The sequence below is a fragment of the Paractinoplanes deccanensis genome (assembly GCF_016862115.1).
Lineage (GTDB): Bacteria > Actinomycetota > Actinomycetes > Mycobacteriales > Micromonosporaceae > Actinoplanes > Actinoplanes deccanensis.
Genome location: NZ_BOMI01000148.1, coordinates 1 through 15,669, shown reverse-complemented (window position 1 = coordinate 15,669; position 15,669 = coordinate 1). Strand labels below are relative to the sequence as shown.

Annotated in this window: 14 protein-coding genes; 5 read left to right on the top strand and 9 right to left on the bottom strand. The window is 72.2% G+C overall.

The annotated features are described in order from the left end of the window. The first annotated feature begins 77 nt into the window (after nucleotides 1-77). Nucleotides 78-254, top strand: a complete 177-nt coding sequence (locus tag Ade02nite_RS36470) for a hypothetical protein (RefSeq protein ID WP_203773768.1) — start codon at nucleotides 78-80, stop codon at nucleotides 252-254. 34 nt (nucleotides 255-288) lie between these two features. On the opposite strand, the gene Ade02nite_RS36465 is transcribed toward Ade02nite_RS36470, so the two are convergent. Further along, entirely contained in the window at nucleotides 289-1,410 is a 1,122-nt protein-coding gene (locus Ade02nite_RS36465) for a mannose-1-phosphate guanylyltransferase (protein WP_203773766.1), read from the bottom strand. Nucleotides 1,411-1,428: 18 nt separating this feature from the next. Then, nucleotides 1,429-2,580, bottom strand: a complete 1,152-nt coding sequence (locus tag Ade02nite_RS36460; protein WP_203773755.1) for a glycosyltransferase family 4 protein — start codon at nucleotides 2,578-2,580, stop codon at nucleotides 1,429-1,431. Between the two features lie 160 nt (nucleotides 2,581-2,740). Here Ade02nite_RS36460 and Ade02nite_RS36455 point away from each other — a divergent pair, with 160 nt between their 5' ends. Further along, nucleotides 2,741-3,430, top strand: a complete 690-nt coding sequence (locus Ade02nite_RS36455) for a TIGR03089 family protein (protein WP_203773964.1) — start codon at nucleotides 2,741-2,743, stop codon at nucleotides 3,428-3,430. Here the strand turns inward: Ade02nite_RS36455 and Ade02nite_RS36450 are convergent. Together Ade02nite_RS36450 and Ade02nite_RS36445 are read right to left on the bottom strand one after the other, a co-directional pair. Beyond that, complete coding sequence (locus Ade02nite_RS36450) at nucleotides 3,414-5,327, bottom strand: acetoacetate--CoA ligase (protein ID WP_203773753.1); 1,914 nt, start codon at nucleotides 5,325-5,327, stop codon at nucleotides 3,414-3,416. The genes Ade02nite_RS36455 and Ade02nite_RS36450 overlap by 17 nt on opposite strands. A gap of 16 nt (nucleotides 5,328-5,343) precedes the next feature. After that, complete coding sequence (locus tag Ade02nite_RS36445) at nucleotides 5,344-5,865, bottom strand: acyl-CoA thioesterase (protein WP_203773751.1); 522 nt, start codon at nucleotides 5,863-5,865, stop codon at nucleotides 5,344-5,346. An 84-nt stretch (nucleotides 5,866-5,949) separates the two neighbouring features. On the opposite strand from Ade02nite_RS36445, the gene Ade02nite_RS36440 reads away from it, so the two are divergent. Continuing rightward, nucleotides 5,950-7,914 (top strand): hypothetical protein, encoded by a 1,965-nt coding sequence (locus Ade02nite_RS36440; protein ID WP_203773749.1) that lies wholly within the window; start codon nucleotides 5,950-5,952, stop codon nucleotides 7,912-7,914. Nucleotides 7,915-8,041: 127 nt separating this feature from the next. Here Ade02nite_RS36440 and Ade02nite_RS36435 read toward each other — a convergent pair whose 3' ends face one another. Both Ade02nite_RS36435 and Ade02nite_RS36430 read right to left on the bottom strand, forming a co-directional pair. Continuing rightward, nucleotides 8,042-9,430 (bottom strand): MFS transporter, encoded by a 1,389-nt coding sequence (locus Ade02nite_RS36435; protein ID WP_203773747.1) that lies wholly within the window; start codon nucleotides 9,428-9,430, stop codon nucleotides 8,042-8,044. Beyond that, on the bottom strand, nucleotides 9,427-10,626 hold the full coding sequence (locus Ade02nite_RS36430) for a M20 metallopeptidase family protein (protein WP_203773745.1): 1,200 nt from the start codon (nucleotides 10,624-10,626) through the stop codon (nucleotides 9,427-9,429). The genes Ade02nite_RS36435 and Ade02nite_RS36430 overlap by 4 nt, the downstream gene beginning before the upstream one ends. Before the next feature lie 86 nt (nucleotides 10,627-10,712). Here Ade02nite_RS36430 and Ade02nite_RS36425 point away from each other — a divergent pair, with 86 nt between their 5' ends. Beyond that, nucleotides 10,713-11,801: an Lrp/AsnC family transcriptional regulator gene (locus Ade02nite_RS36425; protein WP_239169316.1), complete on the top strand. Its 1,089-nt coding sequence runs from the start codon at nucleotides 10,713-10,715 to the stop codon at nucleotides 11,799-11,801. Nucleotides 11,802-11,813: 12 nt separating this feature from the next. Then, nucleotides 11,814-12,431 (top strand): transcriptional repressor LexA, encoded by a 618-nt coding sequence (gene lexA, locus Ade02nite_RS36420; protein WP_203773741.1) that lies wholly within the window; start codon nucleotides 11,814-11,816, stop codon nucleotides 12,429-12,431. Between the two features lie 389 nt (nucleotides 12,432-12,820). Here lexA and Ade02nite_RS36415 read toward each other — a convergent pair whose 3' ends face one another. The 3 genes from Ade02nite_RS36415 to Ade02nite_RS36405 all read right to left on the bottom strand — a co-directional run bounded on the left by Ade02nite_RS36415 (nucleotide 12,821) and on the right by Ade02nite_RS36405 (nucleotide 15,566). Then, nucleotides 12,821-13,279, bottom strand: a complete 459-nt coding sequence (locus Ade02nite_RS36415) for a hypothetical protein (protein WP_203773739.1) — start codon at nucleotides 13,277-13,279, stop codon at nucleotides 12,821-12,823. A gap of 812 nt (nucleotides 13,280-14,091) precedes the next feature. Beyond that, complete coding sequence (locus Ade02nite_RS36410) at nucleotides 14,092-14,763, bottom strand: hypothetical protein (RefSeq protein WP_203773737.1); 672 nt, start codon at nucleotides 14,761-14,763, stop codon at nucleotides 14,092-14,094. Further along, nucleotides 14,760-15,566 (bottom strand): ATP-binding cassette domain-containing protein, encoded by an 807-nt coding sequence (locus Ade02nite_RS36405; RefSeq protein WP_239169315.1) that lies wholly within the window; start codon nucleotides 15,564-15,566, stop codon nucleotides 14,760-14,762. Before Ade02nite_RS36405 ends, Ade02nite_RS36410 begins: the two co-directional genes overlap by 4 nt. Nucleotides 15,567-15,669: the final 103 nt, after the last annotated feature.

The following is a 15,669-nucleotide window of genomic DNA, read 5'->3' as shown; positions in this document are numbered from 1 at the left end:
GACAGCGCACCGCGCGACAAGCGGGACAGAGACCGCGCGACAAGCGGGACAGCGCACCGCGCGCCAAGCGGGAGGTCGTGGTCTTCGCCAGGGGCGGAGAGCACGACTGGGCCGGCGACGTCGCTGAGCTGACTCGCTCATTCGCTGCCGCCGGCGCTACCGAGGTGGTTCTGGAGCGAGAAAACGACCTCGCCGGTTTTGTGCGGTTCGTGGCCGAAGAAGTGCCGAAGAAAGTGCGGCCGCTGGTCGAGTGAAGTCGAGTGCGGTCGGGTGGAACGGCCGCGCGGCTCAGACGTAGTCGTGCTCGCCCAGTTCTTTCAGCTCGTCGACCAGGTGCTTGACCTCCTGGGCGCGCTCGCGGGGGCACACCAGCACGGCGTCGGGAGTGTCCACGATGATCAGGTCGCGGACGCCCATGGCTGCCACCAGGCGGCCCTGGGTCGGGACCACCACCAGGCCCTCGGTGTCGCGCAGCAGGACGCCCGCCTTGGGGCCCGACTCGACCGCCTGGCCGACCACCACGTTGCCCGACGGGTCAGCCGTCAGCACCTCGCCCAGCGTGTGGAAGTCGCCGACGTCGTTCCAGCCGAAGTCGCCGGGGACCGTGCCGACGCGGCCGACCGTGGCCGCGCCCTCCATCACCGCGTAGTCGACGGAGATGCGCGGCAGGGTCGGCCACACCTCGCCGAGGACCTCTTCGCGCTCGGGGGCGTCCCACGCCGCCGCGATGCGGGAGACGCCCGCTGCCAGTTGCGGCTGCTGGCGGGAGAGCTCGGCCAGGAACGCGTCGACGCGCCAGACGAACATGCCGGCGTTCCACAGGTAGTTGCCCGATTTCACGTAGCTTTCGGCCACGTCGTACGACGGCTTCTCCTTGAACTCCTCGACGGCCAGGACCGGGCCGTCGCCGATCGCGCCGCCGCACTGGAGGTAGCCGTAGCCGGTCTCGGGGCGGGTGGGCGTGATGCCCAGCGTCATCAGCAGGCCCTGCTGGGCGCCGGCCATCGCCTTGCGGATGACCTCGGTGAAGCGCTCCTTGTCGGCGATCAGGTGGTCCGAGGCGAAGGAGCCCATGATCGCGTGCGGGTCGCGGCGGGCGATCACGGCCGCGGCCAGGGCGATCGCGGCGCAGGAGTCGCGAGGGGAGGGCTCGACGAGCACGTTGGTGTCGGGGATGGTGTCGAGTTGGCGGGACACCGCCGCCGCGTGGGCCACGCCGGTGACCACGAAGATGCGGTCGAGCGGCGCGAGCAGGTCGAGACGCTGGACGGTCGCCTGGAGCAGCGAGGCGTCAGTGCCGGTCAGCGGGTGCAGGAACTTCGGGTGACCCGCCCGGGACAGCGGCCAGAGGCGAGTGCCCGTGCCGCCGGCCAGCACGACACCGTAGAGTCCACCGAGTTGATCGCTCATGTGCACAGAGTGTAAAGGTCAGAGGGCCGCTACTCGTTTCCAGGTTGTGACGTGCACTTCAGCGCTGGACTGCCACGTGAACTCCTTGGCGCGGTCGAAGCCGGCCTTGGCGAGCGTCAACCGCCTCGGCTCGTCGTGGAGCAGGTCGGCGAGGTCCGACGCGATGCGGTCGGGATCCTCCGTTGTGTACGCCACCGCGTCGCCGCCGACCTCGGGCAGGGACAGCCGCGGGGTGGTGAGCACGGGCGTGGCGCACGCCATCGCCTCGAGGATCGGCAGCCCGAAGCCCTCGCCGAACGACGGGTAGCAGGCGACCAGCGCGCCGCCGAGGAAGCCGGGCAGGTCCGCGTACCGCAGATAGCCGGGGCGGAGCAGGCGCAGGTGGGACGGCACCTCGGCCACCGCGCGGTCGATCTCGTCGTCGTGGCCCTGTCCGCCGGCGAGCACCAGCGCGGGCGGGTGGGGCCAGTCGGCGACCGCGCGGGCCCAGCCGCGGATCAGGTTGGGCACGTTCTTGCGGGGCTCCTTGGCGCCGAGGAACGCGACGTATCCGGAGTCGGTGAGGCCGAGCCGGGCCCGGACGCGCGCCTTCTCCTCCTCGGTGGGCGCGTGGAACGCGGCCTGGTCGACGCCGTGGTAGGCGACGTCGATGCGGGTCGGGTCGGCGTCGAGGAGACGGATCAGCTCGTCGCGGGTGGCCTTGCTCGGCACGATCACGCGGGCGGCCCGGCGCAGCGACGTCTTGATGGCGCTGCGGAAGAAGGTCCGCTTGGTGTTGTCGTAGTGCTCCGGCTCGGTGAAGAACGTGGCGTCGTGCACGGTCACCGTGACGGGGCAGCCCGCGCGCAGCGGGCACGTGTAGAACGGCGAGTGCAGCACCTGGGCGCCGACCTGCTGGGCGAGGAGCGGCAACCCCGTCTGCTCCCAGGCGAGGCGGGCGGGCCGGTGGGCGACGGCGGCCGGACCGGCGATGACCTCGGCCTTGTCGTCGAGCATGCGGCTGTAACGCTCCGCATCCGAGCGCTGGGCCACGACGGCCAGATCGACCCGCTCGGGGTCCATCCGCCCGAGGGCACCGAGCAGGCCGTCGACGTATCTGCCGACGCCTCCTCGGTCAGCGGGGACGCTGGTGGCGTCGACGAGCACTCGCGGGGGGCGACCGGCGGTCACGAGGCAACTCCCAAAGAGGTTGTAATTCAGACCACTGGCAAGCCTACGCCCGGAATGCATCGCGCATGTGACGGCGACACCGCCTTGTTTCCGGCGTTTCGGCGAACTCATCGCGCGTCCAGGATCGATTACCCAAAGTCACGACACTATCGTGGTCGAAGTGCAACCCACGATTCCCCAGGTCTTCGCCGCGGCCGTCCGGAATGACCCGGCTTCTCCGCTGCTGACCTTCTATGACGACGCCAGTGGTGACCGCACCGAATTGTCCGGCACGACCCTGGGCAATTGGGTGTCGAAGACGGCAAATCTGCTGGTCGACGGCCTCGGTCTGGGCAATGGCGACACCGCGGCCGTGCAACTGCCGCCCCATTGGCAGACGGCCGCGATCCTGCTCGGCGTCTGGTCCGCGGGCGTGGCGGCCGAGACCGGGGACACAGAGTCCGCGGATGTCGTGTTGACCACGCCGGAAAAGACCACCACGACAAAAGCACCAGACCGGTACGCCACGGGCCTGCTCCCGTTCGCGATGCCTTTACGCGAGCTTCCGGCGGGCTTCGCCGACTATGTGCTCGAAGTGCGCCAGCACGGCGACTATTTCGCCGGGCAGCCGGTCGCTCCCGACGACAAGGCGCTCGACGGCCGTACGCATCGTGAGGTCCTCACCGAGGCGGCGAACCGGGGCATCCCGGCCGGCGCCCGCGTGCTGATCGACGCGAACGCCCACCCCGACCCGGTCGAGTGGCTGCTCGCGCCTTTGGTGGCCGGCGCGTCCATCGTGCTCTGCGCCAATCTGGACGCGGCAAAGGTGGCCGCCCGCGCCGAGACCGAGAAGGTCACCCTCGTGCTCTGAAGTGCTCCGCGAACTCGAGCAGCGACGACGGGTTGGCCAGCGCGCCGGCGGCCGCCGCCGACTCGACAGGGGTGCCGGTGAGGATGCGCTTCACCGGCACCTCGAGCTTCTTCGACGACAGGGTGCGGGGCACCGCCCGTACGGCATGGATCTCGTCGGGAACGTGCCGGGGCGAGAGCGCCGCACGCAGCTCGGACGCGATCCGCTTGCGCAGGGTGTCGTCGAGGGTGAAGCCCTCGGCCAGGACGACGAAGAGCAGCAGCTCGCCGTTGGGGTTGCCGGCCTGTTCGAGGTGGACGACGACCGAGTCGGCGATCTCCGGCAGGCTCTCGACGACCGAGTAGAACTCGGCGGTGCCCAGGCGTACGCCGCCGCGGTTGAGCGTCGCGTCGGAGCGCCCGGTGATCACGCAGGTGCCGTCGGCGCCGATGGTGATCCAGTCGCCGTGCCGCCAGACGCCCGGGAAGTGGTCGAAGTACGCCTCGCGGTAGCGCTTGCCGTCCGGGTCGTTCCAGAAGCCCACCGGCATGCTCGGCATCGGCGCGGTGATCACCAGCTCGCCCAGCTCGTCGATCACCGGGTGGCCCGCCGGGTCGTACGCCTCGACCTTGGCACCCAGGGCGCGGCAGGCGATCTTGCCCGCGGTGACCGGCAGCAGCGGTACCGAGCCGACGAACCCGGTGCACACGTCCGTGCCGCCGGAGAGCGACTGAAGTTGCAGCTCCGAGCCGACCGCCTCGTAGACCCAGTCGAAGCCCTCGGGCGGCAGCGGCGCGCCGGTCGAGCCGAGGCCCTTGAGCCGCTTGCGCGGGGTCAGCCCGGCCTTGCGGCAGGCCATCAGGAACGGCGCCGACGTGCCGAAGTAGGTGATGCCGGCCTCGTCGACCAGGTCCCACAGGGCCGACATGCCCGGATGGGCCGGGTTGCCGTCGAACAGCACGATGGCCGCGCCCACCGCCGGGCCGCTGACCAGGAAGTTCCACATCATCCAGCCGGTGGTGGTGAACCAGAAGAAGCGGTCGCCCGGCCCGAGATCGTGGTGCAGGGCCAGCATCTTGAGGTGCTCCAGCAGGATGCCGCCGTGGCCGTGGACGATCGGCTTGGGCAGGCCGGTCGTGCCCGAGCTGTAGAGCACGTACAGCGGGTGATCGAAGGGCACGTGCTCGTACGCCATCGGCTCGTCCCGCCGCAGCGAGTCGTAGTCGCCGCCGCCGTGCAGGTAACCGATCGTCACCACATGCTCGATCGACGGCAGCGCCTCGACGATCGCGGCGACCTCCTCGCGGCGATCGACGGCCTTGTCGCCGTACCGATATCCGTCGACCGCGACGAGCACCTTGGGCTCGATCTGCTGCCAGCGGTCGATCACGCTGCGCACCCCGAACTCCGGCGCGCACGACGAGAAGATCGCGCCGAGGCTGGCGGTGGCCAGCATCACCACGTACGTCTCGGGGATGTTGGGGGCATAGGCCGCGACCCGGTCACCCTTGCCGACACCGCGGGCCTTCAGCCCGGCACGGACCCGGCGGACCTCGTCGCGCAGCTCACGCGCGGTCAGTTGGGAGCGCTCACGGCTCTGGCTGTACGAGATGACGACCGGCTCGTCGTCGCCGACGCCCGGCATGCGGAGCACGTTCTCGGCGTAGTTGAGTGTGGCGCCGGGGAACCACTGCGCGCCCGGCATGGCCGCGTCGGCGAGCACCGCGGTGGGCTGGTCGTGCGCGACGACCTCGAAGTAGTCCCAGATCGACCGCCAGAAGCCGGGCAGGTCGTCGACGGACCACTGCCACAGCGACGCGTAGTCCTCGCCGGGCCGGCCCAGCCACGACATGTAGTGGCCGATCCGCGACGTCTCGCGGATGTCGGCCGGTGGCTCCCACAGCACTGTGCCCGTCATGCGCCCACCTTAACGTTCATTCAGCCACGTTCGCCTCGGCGCGTGCCCGCTGAATCGCGGACCGCCGGGCCAGCCGGTGCTCACGCCTGATCAGAGCCTCGCGGAAACGGCGCTCGTCGTCCATGTGCTCGGGCAACACCGGAGGGACGTTCCGGGGGTGTCCGGCCACATCCACGGCCACGAACACCAGGTACGCGGTGGCGACGGTGAGCGGTTCCGGGCTGACCACGTCCCAGCGCTCGGCGACCAGCTTGACGCCGACCTCCATCGAGCTGGTGCCGGTCCAGTTCACCTGCGCGTACGCGTGCACGAGATCACCGACGCGCACCGGCTCCAGGAACACGATCTCGTCGATCGCGGCGGTCACGGCGGTGCCCCCGCTGTGCCGGGCCGCGGCCGCACCGGCGACGTCGTCGACGAACTTCATCAGCACGCCGCCGTGCACGGTGCCGTAGAGATTGACGTCCACCGCGGTCATGATCCGGCTCAGCGTGACCCGCGAATAGGACGTCGGCCGTCCGCTCGGCTGCTCGCTCATGCGGCGTACGTTACGTCGTCCTTCTCCGCCCTTGCCCGGCGACGGTACGGTGCCTGAGCAGCCGCAAAATCGTGGGAGACAGCTTTGCGCCACCTCAGGTCGATCTTGTACGCCCTCGTCCTGGCCCCCGCGGTCTGGATCCTCGCCGGCGCGGGCTTGACCCAGGACCTGACCACCCGCGGGCGCGACGACTTCGCCGTGGAGTCGCTCGGCGGCCTCTCCCTGCTCCTGCTCTCCGGCGCGGCCCTCGCGATCCTGCTGTTCGCGCCCATCTCGCCGCTCGGCCCGTTCCTGGCCGGCCTCGCCTTCCTGGGCGTCTCGATCTGGGCCCTGGCCGCGCCGGACGCGTACGCCGGCCTGTGGCCCGAGAACGTGACGAAGGACGGCTTCGACCTGAGCAGACCGGGCTACGGCCTGGCGGCGATGGTCGCCCTTCCCTTGATCTGTACGGCGTTGAGCGCCCGCCGCTGGGAACGCTACGAGCCGCCGGTGCTCCCCCTGATCGGCCAGATCGGCCGCGCCCGCGGCGCCGCGCCCGCGCCGGGAACTCCGGCCGCCGTCCTCCAGACGACCGTGATCCCCCAGAGCGGCACGCCGTTCACCAGGTCCGACAGCGACCCGACGATCGCCATCCGCCTGCCCACCACAACCGACGACACGACGGCCGTGGTCCCGCCGCATCCGTCCGACGACCCGACCATCGTCGTCGCCCCGGCCCACCCGGCCACGGCGACCGACGAGCCCACCGCCGCCAGTCCCGCCTCCGCCGCCAGTTCCGCCACCGCCCCCGGTCCCGCCACCGCCGCCGGTCCCGCCACCGCCCCCGGTCCCGCCACCGCCCCCGGTCCCGCCACCGGTCCCGCCACCGCCGCCGGTCCCGCCTCTGCCGGCGACGAGCCCACCGCCGCCAGTCCTGCCTCTGCCTCCGCGTCCGGCGCCGGTTCCGCCTCGGCGAGTGACGAGCGGGGCACGGCCGGGCTCGAACCGGCCACCGACGGCGACGCTCCGGCGAGCGACGAGCCCACGGTTGCCACCGCGACGGCGACAGACGGCGAACCGGCCCTCGCCACCACATCGGCAGTGGCCGCCGACGACGAGCCGACCGTTGCTCACCCCGCGCCGCCCGCCAAGCCGCTGCACGTCGAGCCGGTGGAGACATCTCCCGCCTCCGGCGAGCGCGACCTCGAATCGGCCCTCTCCCGGCTGGTCGATCCCGGCCCGCACCCCACCGCGGTGATCGTCTCCTCGGACGAGGCAGCCACCGTCGCCGCCGTGGACAACGGCCACCCGGAGCCCGAGCCCACCGACTCCCCGGCCGAGCCCGACCCCGACCAGACCCGCGCGATCAAGCTGCCGGCCACCGAGCCGACCAGCCCCAGCACCACCCCGCCCGGCGAGGAGACCACGCACTCTCTCCCCACGCGGGTAGGCGAGGAGACCACACACTCCCTCACCACCACCGCGGCCGACGAGGAGACCACGAACGCCCTCACCCGTGCCGGCGAAGAAACCACGGACTCCGCCGCCACCAAGCCGGCCGGCGAGGAAACTACCCACTCCCTCACCGCCACCCCAACCCCGGACACGGCGACCTCCGATCCGGACGCGACCCATTCGCTCACCGCCGCCGACCCCGACGCCACCCGCGCTCTCGGCGCGACCGATGCGGACCGGACGCAGGCGATCAAGGTGGGCGAGCCGGCCGCGACCGACGGCGGTCACCTTGGCAATGGCGCCGCCACCGGTGATGTGGGCGGCGACGAGACTCAGGTGATCCGGGCGCCGAAGCCGGATCCCGAGCAGACGCAGTACCTCCGTCCCGGCTCGGTGGAGGCGCCGGGTGAGCGCACCGAGATCATCCGCCCGGAGCTCCTGGCGCCGGTCTCCATCGTGGACGCGGAGCAACCGGACATCTCCGACGACCCGACCGGCCGCCTGGTTCCGCCCCCGCCTCGCACCGGCGAGCCCGAGAAGCGGGAGATGACCGTCATGAGCATGGAGCGCCCGCCGGACGAGATCCCCGCCCAGCGCAAGCCGGCCGACGACTGACCGGCGCCGGCCGCCCCCGGATCCCGTTCGCGGGCGGCCGGCCCGTCACGCGGCAACCCGGCGAGCTCGAAGCGCGCTCGTCACGCGACGCGAACCGAGTCCGTCACGGAGCGCGAACCGCGCCCGTTCAGGCGGCGCGGCGGGTGCGGGCGGCCAAGGTGGCGGCGCCCACGCAGAGCGCGGCGCACATCAGCCAGACCGTCACGTACGCCGACTCTCTCGGTGTGTCGGAGGCCGTGAGGACCACCGATGCCAGGATCGCCGCGACGATGCCGCCGGCCACCGCGCCGCCCAGGGTTTTGACGTTGTTGTAGAGGGCCGTCGTGATGCCGGTCCGGCCGGGCTCGGCGGATTCGGCGATCACGGTCGGCATCGCGCTCAGGGCGACGCCCAGGGCCAGGCCCAGGATGACCTTGATGGCCACCAGTTGCCAGACGGCGTCGTGGAACAGGGCGGTCACCGTGAAACCGGCGGCGATCGCGAGGAAGGTTCCCGCGAGCGTGCGCTGGTAGCCGAGGCGGGCGGCGACCCGTACCGTCACCGCCGAACCGATGATGGCAGCGACCGCGGCAGGCAGCGAGACCAGCGAGATGCTCAGCGCCGAGAGGCCGAAGCCGTAACCGGCGGTGTCGGGGTCCGCGGCCAGGAACGTGGTGTCCGGCGACTGGCTGCCGAAGTAGACGATGCCGAAGACGAACGAGCAGGCGAAGTACGGCGCGACGGTCGGCACCGCCAGGGCTCGCAGGTCGACCAGCGGGTCGGCGGTGCGCAGTTCGAGGATCGCCCAGCCGGCCAGCACCGCCACCCCGGCGCCGAGCAGGACCAGGCCGGGGACGACGGAGTGGGACAGCGTCGAGATGCCGGTGAGCACGCCGATCATGCCGAGGCTGAGCAGGACGATGCCCGGGACGTCGAGGCGGCCGCGGGCGAGGGTGCCCGACTCCGGCACGGCCACGAACGAGATGGGCACGCAGATCAGCGCGAGCACGGCGGGCACCAGCAGGGTGCCGCGCACGCTCCCGATCGCCTGGTGCAGGCCGGCGGACAAGACCCCACCCAGCAGTACGCCGAGCGTCAGCGCGCCGACGAGCCGGGCGATGGCCGAGCGCGCCTGCTCGACGGGCAGCCGGTCGCGGACCAGGGCGATCTCGAGCGGCAGCAGGGCGGCGAGCGGGCCGAGCAGCACCCGGCCGAGCAGCAGCACCGGCAATGAGGGAGCCACGGCGACGAGCAGGGAGCCGGCCGCGACGCAGATCAGCGCCACCCGCAGCATGCGCCGGTGTCCGTAGAGGTCGCCGAGGCGGCCGAACGCCGGCACCGACACTGCCGCGGCAAGCAACTGCACCGAGATGACCCAGTTGAGGTCGGCCGTGGAGATGCCGAGCGCGTCGCCGAGGTCGGGCAGCAGCGGGACCACGCCGCCCTGGATGAAACCGCTCGTGATCTCGAAGAGGACCAGCAGGCCCACCACCGCGCGGACCGAGGCGGCCGGGCGGGTCCGCGGCGGCGCGGTCATGCGGCGCTTTCCTGCAGGCGGCGCGCCGCGAGCTGAGCCAGGAGGACCGCCGACACCGGGATGGCACGGTCGTCGAAGACGGCTTGCGGCGCGTGGTTCATCGGCGCCGTCCGCGGGTCGATGCCGGGCGGCACCGCGCCGACGCCGAGGTACGCGCCGGGCACCTCGTTGAGCACGAAGGCGAAGTCCTCCGACCCGGCCATCGGCTTCGGCGCGTTGAACGCCCGCTGGTGCCCGGCCAGGCCGACCGCCGTACGCAGGGCGAACGCCGCCTCGGCCGTGTCGTTGACGGTCACCGGGTAGTTCTCGCGGTAGTCGATGCCCACGTACAGGTCGTGCGCGGACGCGATGCCCCGGACGACGCGCTCGAACCCGTCCCGTACGGCCTTGTGGGTGGCGGTGGAGAACGTCCGTACCGTCGCCTCGAACGTCCCCGAGTGCGGGATGACGTTGCCGGCCGAGCCGGCGCGGATGGCACCCACCGTGACCACCGCCGGGTCGAAGGCGTCGACGCCGCGGGTGACCATGGTCTGGAGCGCGGTGACCATCTCGCACATCGCGGGGATCGGGTCCTTCGCCAGGTGCGGCGACGAGCCGTGCCCGCCCGAGCCGGTCACCGTCACCGTCACCGAGTCGCTGGCCGCGAGGATGCTGCCGGGACGGGTGACGATCGCGCCCAGCGGCAGTGCGGTGGCGGCCACATGCAGGGCGTACGCGGCGACGGCCCGCTCACCGGCGGCGTCGAGCACCCCCTCGTCGATCATGAGCTTGGCGCCGCCCTGCCCCTCCTCGCCGGGCTGGAACATGAGCACCACGTCGCCGGCCAGCTCGTCGCGGCGCTCGGCCAGCAGGCGGGCCGCGCCGACCAGGGCGGCCGTGTGCAGGTCGTGGCCGCAGGCGTGCATCCGGCCGGGCAGCTGCGAGGCGTACTCGACGTCGCTGTCCTCCTGCACGGGCAGCGCGTCCATGTCGGCGCGCAGGAGCACGGCCGGGCCGGGACGGCCGCCGCGCAGCACGGCGGTGACCGAGGTGAGCGCCTTCCCGGTCTCGATCTCCAGCGGCAGCCCGCGCAGGGCGGCGAGCACCTTGGCCTGGGTGAGCGGCAGATCGAGCCCGAGCTCCGGCTCCCGGTGCAGCGCGTGGCGGAGGTCGGTGAGGCTGTCGGCCAGGCGATGGCCGTCATCGAGCGAGAACATGCGCGGTATGGTCCCGAGAATGATCGTCGAGGCGGCCGGATTGCAGAGATCCTGCGATGCGCGGCCCTGAATCGCAGGAAACGCGCTTGTCGGAGCTGGACTACCAGCTCGTGACCGCCCTCCAGGTGGCGCCGCGCGCCGACTGGCAGCGCATCGGCGCGGCGCTCGGCGTCGACGGTTCGACGGCGGCCCGCCGCTGGAACCGGCTGCACCGCAGCGGGCACGCGTGGATCAGCTGCTTCCCGGCGCAGCTGGCGGTGGCGGGCATCGTGCTCGCCTTCATCGAGATCGACTGCGTGGCCGGCCGGCTGCACGAGGTGGCGGCCGAGGTGGCCGAGGACCAGCACGTGATGACCCTCGAGCACGTGACCGGCGCGCGCGACCTGCTGGTCACCGCATTCTTCCCCGATCATGTGCAGCTCGCGCGCTACCTGGGCTTCCGGCTGGGCACGCTGCCGGGGATAGCCGCGACTCGTACGCAGATAGCCGTCACCCTGCACACGGAAGGCAGCCGGTGGCGGCTGGACCGGCTGGGCGAGCCGGGCGAACAGCTCCAGCCCCGGCCGGCACCCGGTCCCCCGCCGGCGTCCCGGCCGCTGAGCGCCGACGACCTGCACCTGATCCGGGTGCTCGCCGAGGATCCGCGCCGTCCCGCCGCGCGGATAGCCGAGCTGGCCGGCATGAACGCGACGACCGTACGGCGCCGGCTGGACCGCCTCGACGCCTCTCGCATGATCGTCTACCGCTGCGAGATCGCCCGCTACGCGTCCGGCTGGCCGATCTCGGTGTCGCTGTGGGGCAGTGTGCCGCCCGCCGAGACGAGCCGGGTGGTGGCCCAGCTCAGCGGCATGCGCGAGACACGGCTGTGCGCGACCCTCTCCGGTACGGCGAACCTGCTGATCGTGGTCTGGCTGCGCTCGGTGCAGGAGATCGCCGCGTTCGAGGCCCGGCTGGCCGCGCGCGTACCCGAGATGACCGTGACGGACCGGGCGGTCGCGCTCTGGGTGATGAAGCTGGGCGGCCACCTGCTCGACCCGCTGGGCCGCAACCTGCGGCCGGTGCCGCTCGACTTCTGGTCGGACCCGGACGCGGACGTGGCGGAGAACGAGCTGCTCGAACGGCTGCGCGGGACGCCGTCACCCGAAAGTGTTCGTACAGGTGATCGAAGATTGTAGTATCATCCACGCATGACGTCCCCGGATGACGTGCCCCTCAGCAATCGACAACGGCAGATCTACGCGATGATCCGCGACTGGATCGACCGCCACGGCTATCCGCCGACGATCCGCGAGATCGGCGCCGCGGTCGGGCTCGACTCCCCGTCGTCGGTCGCTCACCAGCTCAAGGTCCTCGAGGACCGCGGCCTGATCCGCCGGGGCGCACGCGGCTCCCGGGCGATCGACATCCGCGGCCCCGAGTCCCCCGCCGACACGAACGTGCCGGTTCCCGTGCTCGGCGCCATCGCCGCCGGTGCCCCGATCCTCGCCGACGAGCACGTCGAGGAGCAGCTCACACTGCCGGCCAGCCTGGTCGGCAAGGGCACGCTCTTCGCCCTGCGCGTCAAGGGCGACTCGATGATCGACGCCGCGATCTGCGACGGCGACACGGTGGTCGTCCGCCGGCAACAGGTCGCCGAGGACGGCGAGATCGTGGCCGCCCTGATCGGCGACGAGGCCACCGTCAAGGTGCTGCGCCGCACGAACGGCCACGTCGAGCTGGTCCCGCGCAACCCGGCCTACGACGTGATCCCCGGCGACGAGGCCACCATCCTGGGCAAGGTCGTCAGCGTCCTGCGGCGCATATGAGCGCTCGGGCCGCGCCATCAGGCACGGCCCGAGCACCGGGGTGGACGTGGGGTTCAGAGCGTGGACGGGACCCTGAGCTCCCACCCGCCACCGGCCGAGACGGTTCGGGACGTCACGGCCGGCGACGCGTCATGCATGCCTCCGACGACCGCGGCCATGGCGTGGAGTCGGCCTCCGGCCGCTCCGACTGCCCTGGCCGCTTCGACCATTCCGGCCGTTTGACCACTCCGGCCGCTTCAACCGCTTCGGCCGCTTCAACCGCTTCGGCCGCTTCAACCGCTTCGGCCGCTCCGGCCGCGGCTCGGACCCGGTCGGGTCAGCGGCCGCGGCCGGTCGCAATCGTCGCGGTTAGGCCGGCGGCCGCACGAGCCTCGGTCGTCGCAGCCGGGTCAGCGGCCGCGCGGGCCGCGGTCGTCGCGGTCGTCCCGGTCGTCCCGGTCGTGGTGGTCGCCGTCCCGGTGGTCGTGGCCACGGAAGTCGTGGTCACGGTCGCGGAAGTCGCGGTCGCGGAAGTCACGGTCGCGGTGGCCGTGGCCACCGAAGCGCCAGTCACGCTCGACCTCCAGAGCCCAGAAGCCGCGGCGGAAGCCGAAGCGAACCCGCTCGCAGTCGTAGTCCTCCCAGCGGTCGAACCACTCGCCGATCCGCCCGGCCTTCTCGCAGGCCCGCAGCGTCCGGTAGAAGCCGACGATCTGGTCGCGGTCGTGCCGCTGCACCTGGGTCGACGTGTTGCTCTTCGCCGTGGCCGAGGAGCCACCGTCCGCGGCGAGGGCCGGGGCGGTGCCCACCGTCGCGCCGGCCATCAGACCCAGGCCGACCATGGTCAGCATCCGAACTGCCTTGTTCATATTTAACCTCCAACTTGTTTTCCGCTTACGCCACAGATCGTTGCATATCGGACATAAGAGTCTTGCGGAGGCGAATACGTACTTTCGGCTGATCTTGCCTGACCGTTTGTGCCGCAGATCACTCCCACCGTCCACGCACACCACGGACCACCCCCACCCGACCGCGCCAAGTGCTAACCGGAAGCCTCAAGACCGCGCGCCACTGACGGCAGGCGCGGCAGACGGCGCCGCCCGCAAGCGCCACCAGGCCGGAGAAACGCGGATAAATGCACCGCGCGGCGGCCGTGCCGGGAACAGCCCGCAGCACCGTGCACAACCTGTGACCGCCGCCGCTGTCAACGGCGGGATCGCGGTTTTCCACAGTGGCGGTTGTCCACAGGCCCACCGGCAAGATCCCGCCATCTCAGCCACAATGACCTCGTAGGTCGGGGGCCCCCTTGGGAGGGCGGGCTGTGGTGGCGCGGCGGGGGCCGCTACCGGTCGCGGGTAGCGCCACCGAGCGGCGGTTGCGGGCGGTGGGACGGCGGGTCGTGGGTAGCGCCACCGAGCGGCGGTCGCGGGCGGTGCGACGGCGGGTCGTGGGCAGCGCCACCGCGCGGCGGTCGCGGGCGGTGCGACGGCGGTCGTGGGTAGCGCCACCGAGCGGCGGTCGCGGGCGGTGCGACGGTGCGGCGAGCAAAACGGCGTGGCGAGCAAGACGGCGTGGCGAGCAAGACGGCGCGGTGAGCAAGACGGCGTGGCGAGCAAGACGGCGCGCCTATCCGCACCGCACGGCGCGGCGTGCACGCCGCCTGTCCACTGAGGCCGGTCGCCTACGGCTCCGGATACCTGGCGAGCCGCAGACGCCACCGGAAGATGGCCAGCGTGCCGCCCGCGCAGAGCAGCCACACCAGCGCCGCGTGGCCCAAGCCGCGCCACACGAGGTCCGAGCTGCCGCCGTCCACCGCGTAGGTGCCTATCTCGCGGGCCGACCAGAACGGCATCAGCTTGGCGATCGTGCCGTCGGGGTTTGCCAGCATCTGGACGGCGCAGACGCTCAGCAAGGCCAGCGCACCCTCCAGCTCGCGCGGCAGCACGGCGCCGATCAGGCTGCCCAACGGGGCCGCCACCAGGGCGGTCACCGCCATCATCAGGCCGGCCGCCCACCAGTGCAGCAGGTCCTGATCTATGCCCACGAGCAGCCAGTAGCCGAGGGCCACGGAGAGGCCGACGCCGGTCATCGCGAGGAGGCGGCCGCCGATGATGCTGGCCGTAGAGGCGCCGGTCAGACGGAGGCGGGGGTCGACGCCCCGGGAGGCGTTCACCACAAACAGCGTCAATGTGGACACTGCCCAGCCGATGCCGAGGGTGAGCATGCGGGTCGACTGGCCGGCGAGGTCGCGGCGTACGAGATAGAACCAGAACGGCAGCGCGACCACCAGGGCCAGCGCCACCCACCGCCGGGAGACCTCGCGGGCCGACAGGCTTGCCACCACGAAGGTCATGAGCGGGCTCCCAGGTCGAGCACGTGGTCGACGTTTTGCAGGTCGTGCAGCAGGTGGGTGACGACGACGATGGCCCGGCCGGCGTCGCGCCAGGCGAAGACCTGCTGCCAGAAGTCGAGGTAGGTGCCCTGGTCGAAGCCCTGGTAGGGCTCGTCGAGCAGGAGCAGGTCGGGCGCGTGCAGTTCGCCGAGCACCAGGTTGAGTTTCTGCCGGGTGCCGCCGGACAGCTGCTGGGCGGGCTGGCGCCGGCTGGGGCGCCACGCGAGCTTCGTGGCCAGGTGTACGCCGGTGGAGCGCGCCCGTCCCGGAACCATGCCGGCGGCCGCGCCGAAGAGCGTGAAGTGCTCCTCCGCGGTCAGCCAGCCGGCCGTGCCGCCGTCCTGCGGCACGAAACCGACGCGCCGGGTGCGGCGGACCGACCCGGCGCTCGGCCGGGTGAGGCCGGCGCAGATGCGCAGCAGGGTGGACTTGCCGCAGCCGTTCGCGCCCACGATCGCGGCCACCTCGCCGCCGCGGACGCGCAGGTCGACGTCGCGGAAGACGGTGCGGCGGCGGTAGCGCTTGCCGACGCCTTCGAGGCTGAGCAGCACCGGGCCGGGCGCCAGGCGCTGGCCGTCGGCCGGGGTGTTGAGCTCGGCCCACAGGTGGCGGGCGTAGAGGTGGGCGGGGCCGAAGACGTCGGCGGGGGCGCCCGCGCATTCGGCGGCCTGCTGGGTGGTCTCCTCGGCCAGCTGGCGGGCGCGGCGGGGCTGGAGGCCGAGCCGCAGCAGCTCGGCCTCGAACATCTGGGGCCAGTCGCTCATGCGAGCGACCCCGGGCCATCGGTCCGCGGCGAAACAGCGCCGGGAAGCGGCGAGGCCGGGTCGGACATCGGGAAGGCAGAGCCGGGGAGCGGCGAGGCCGCGT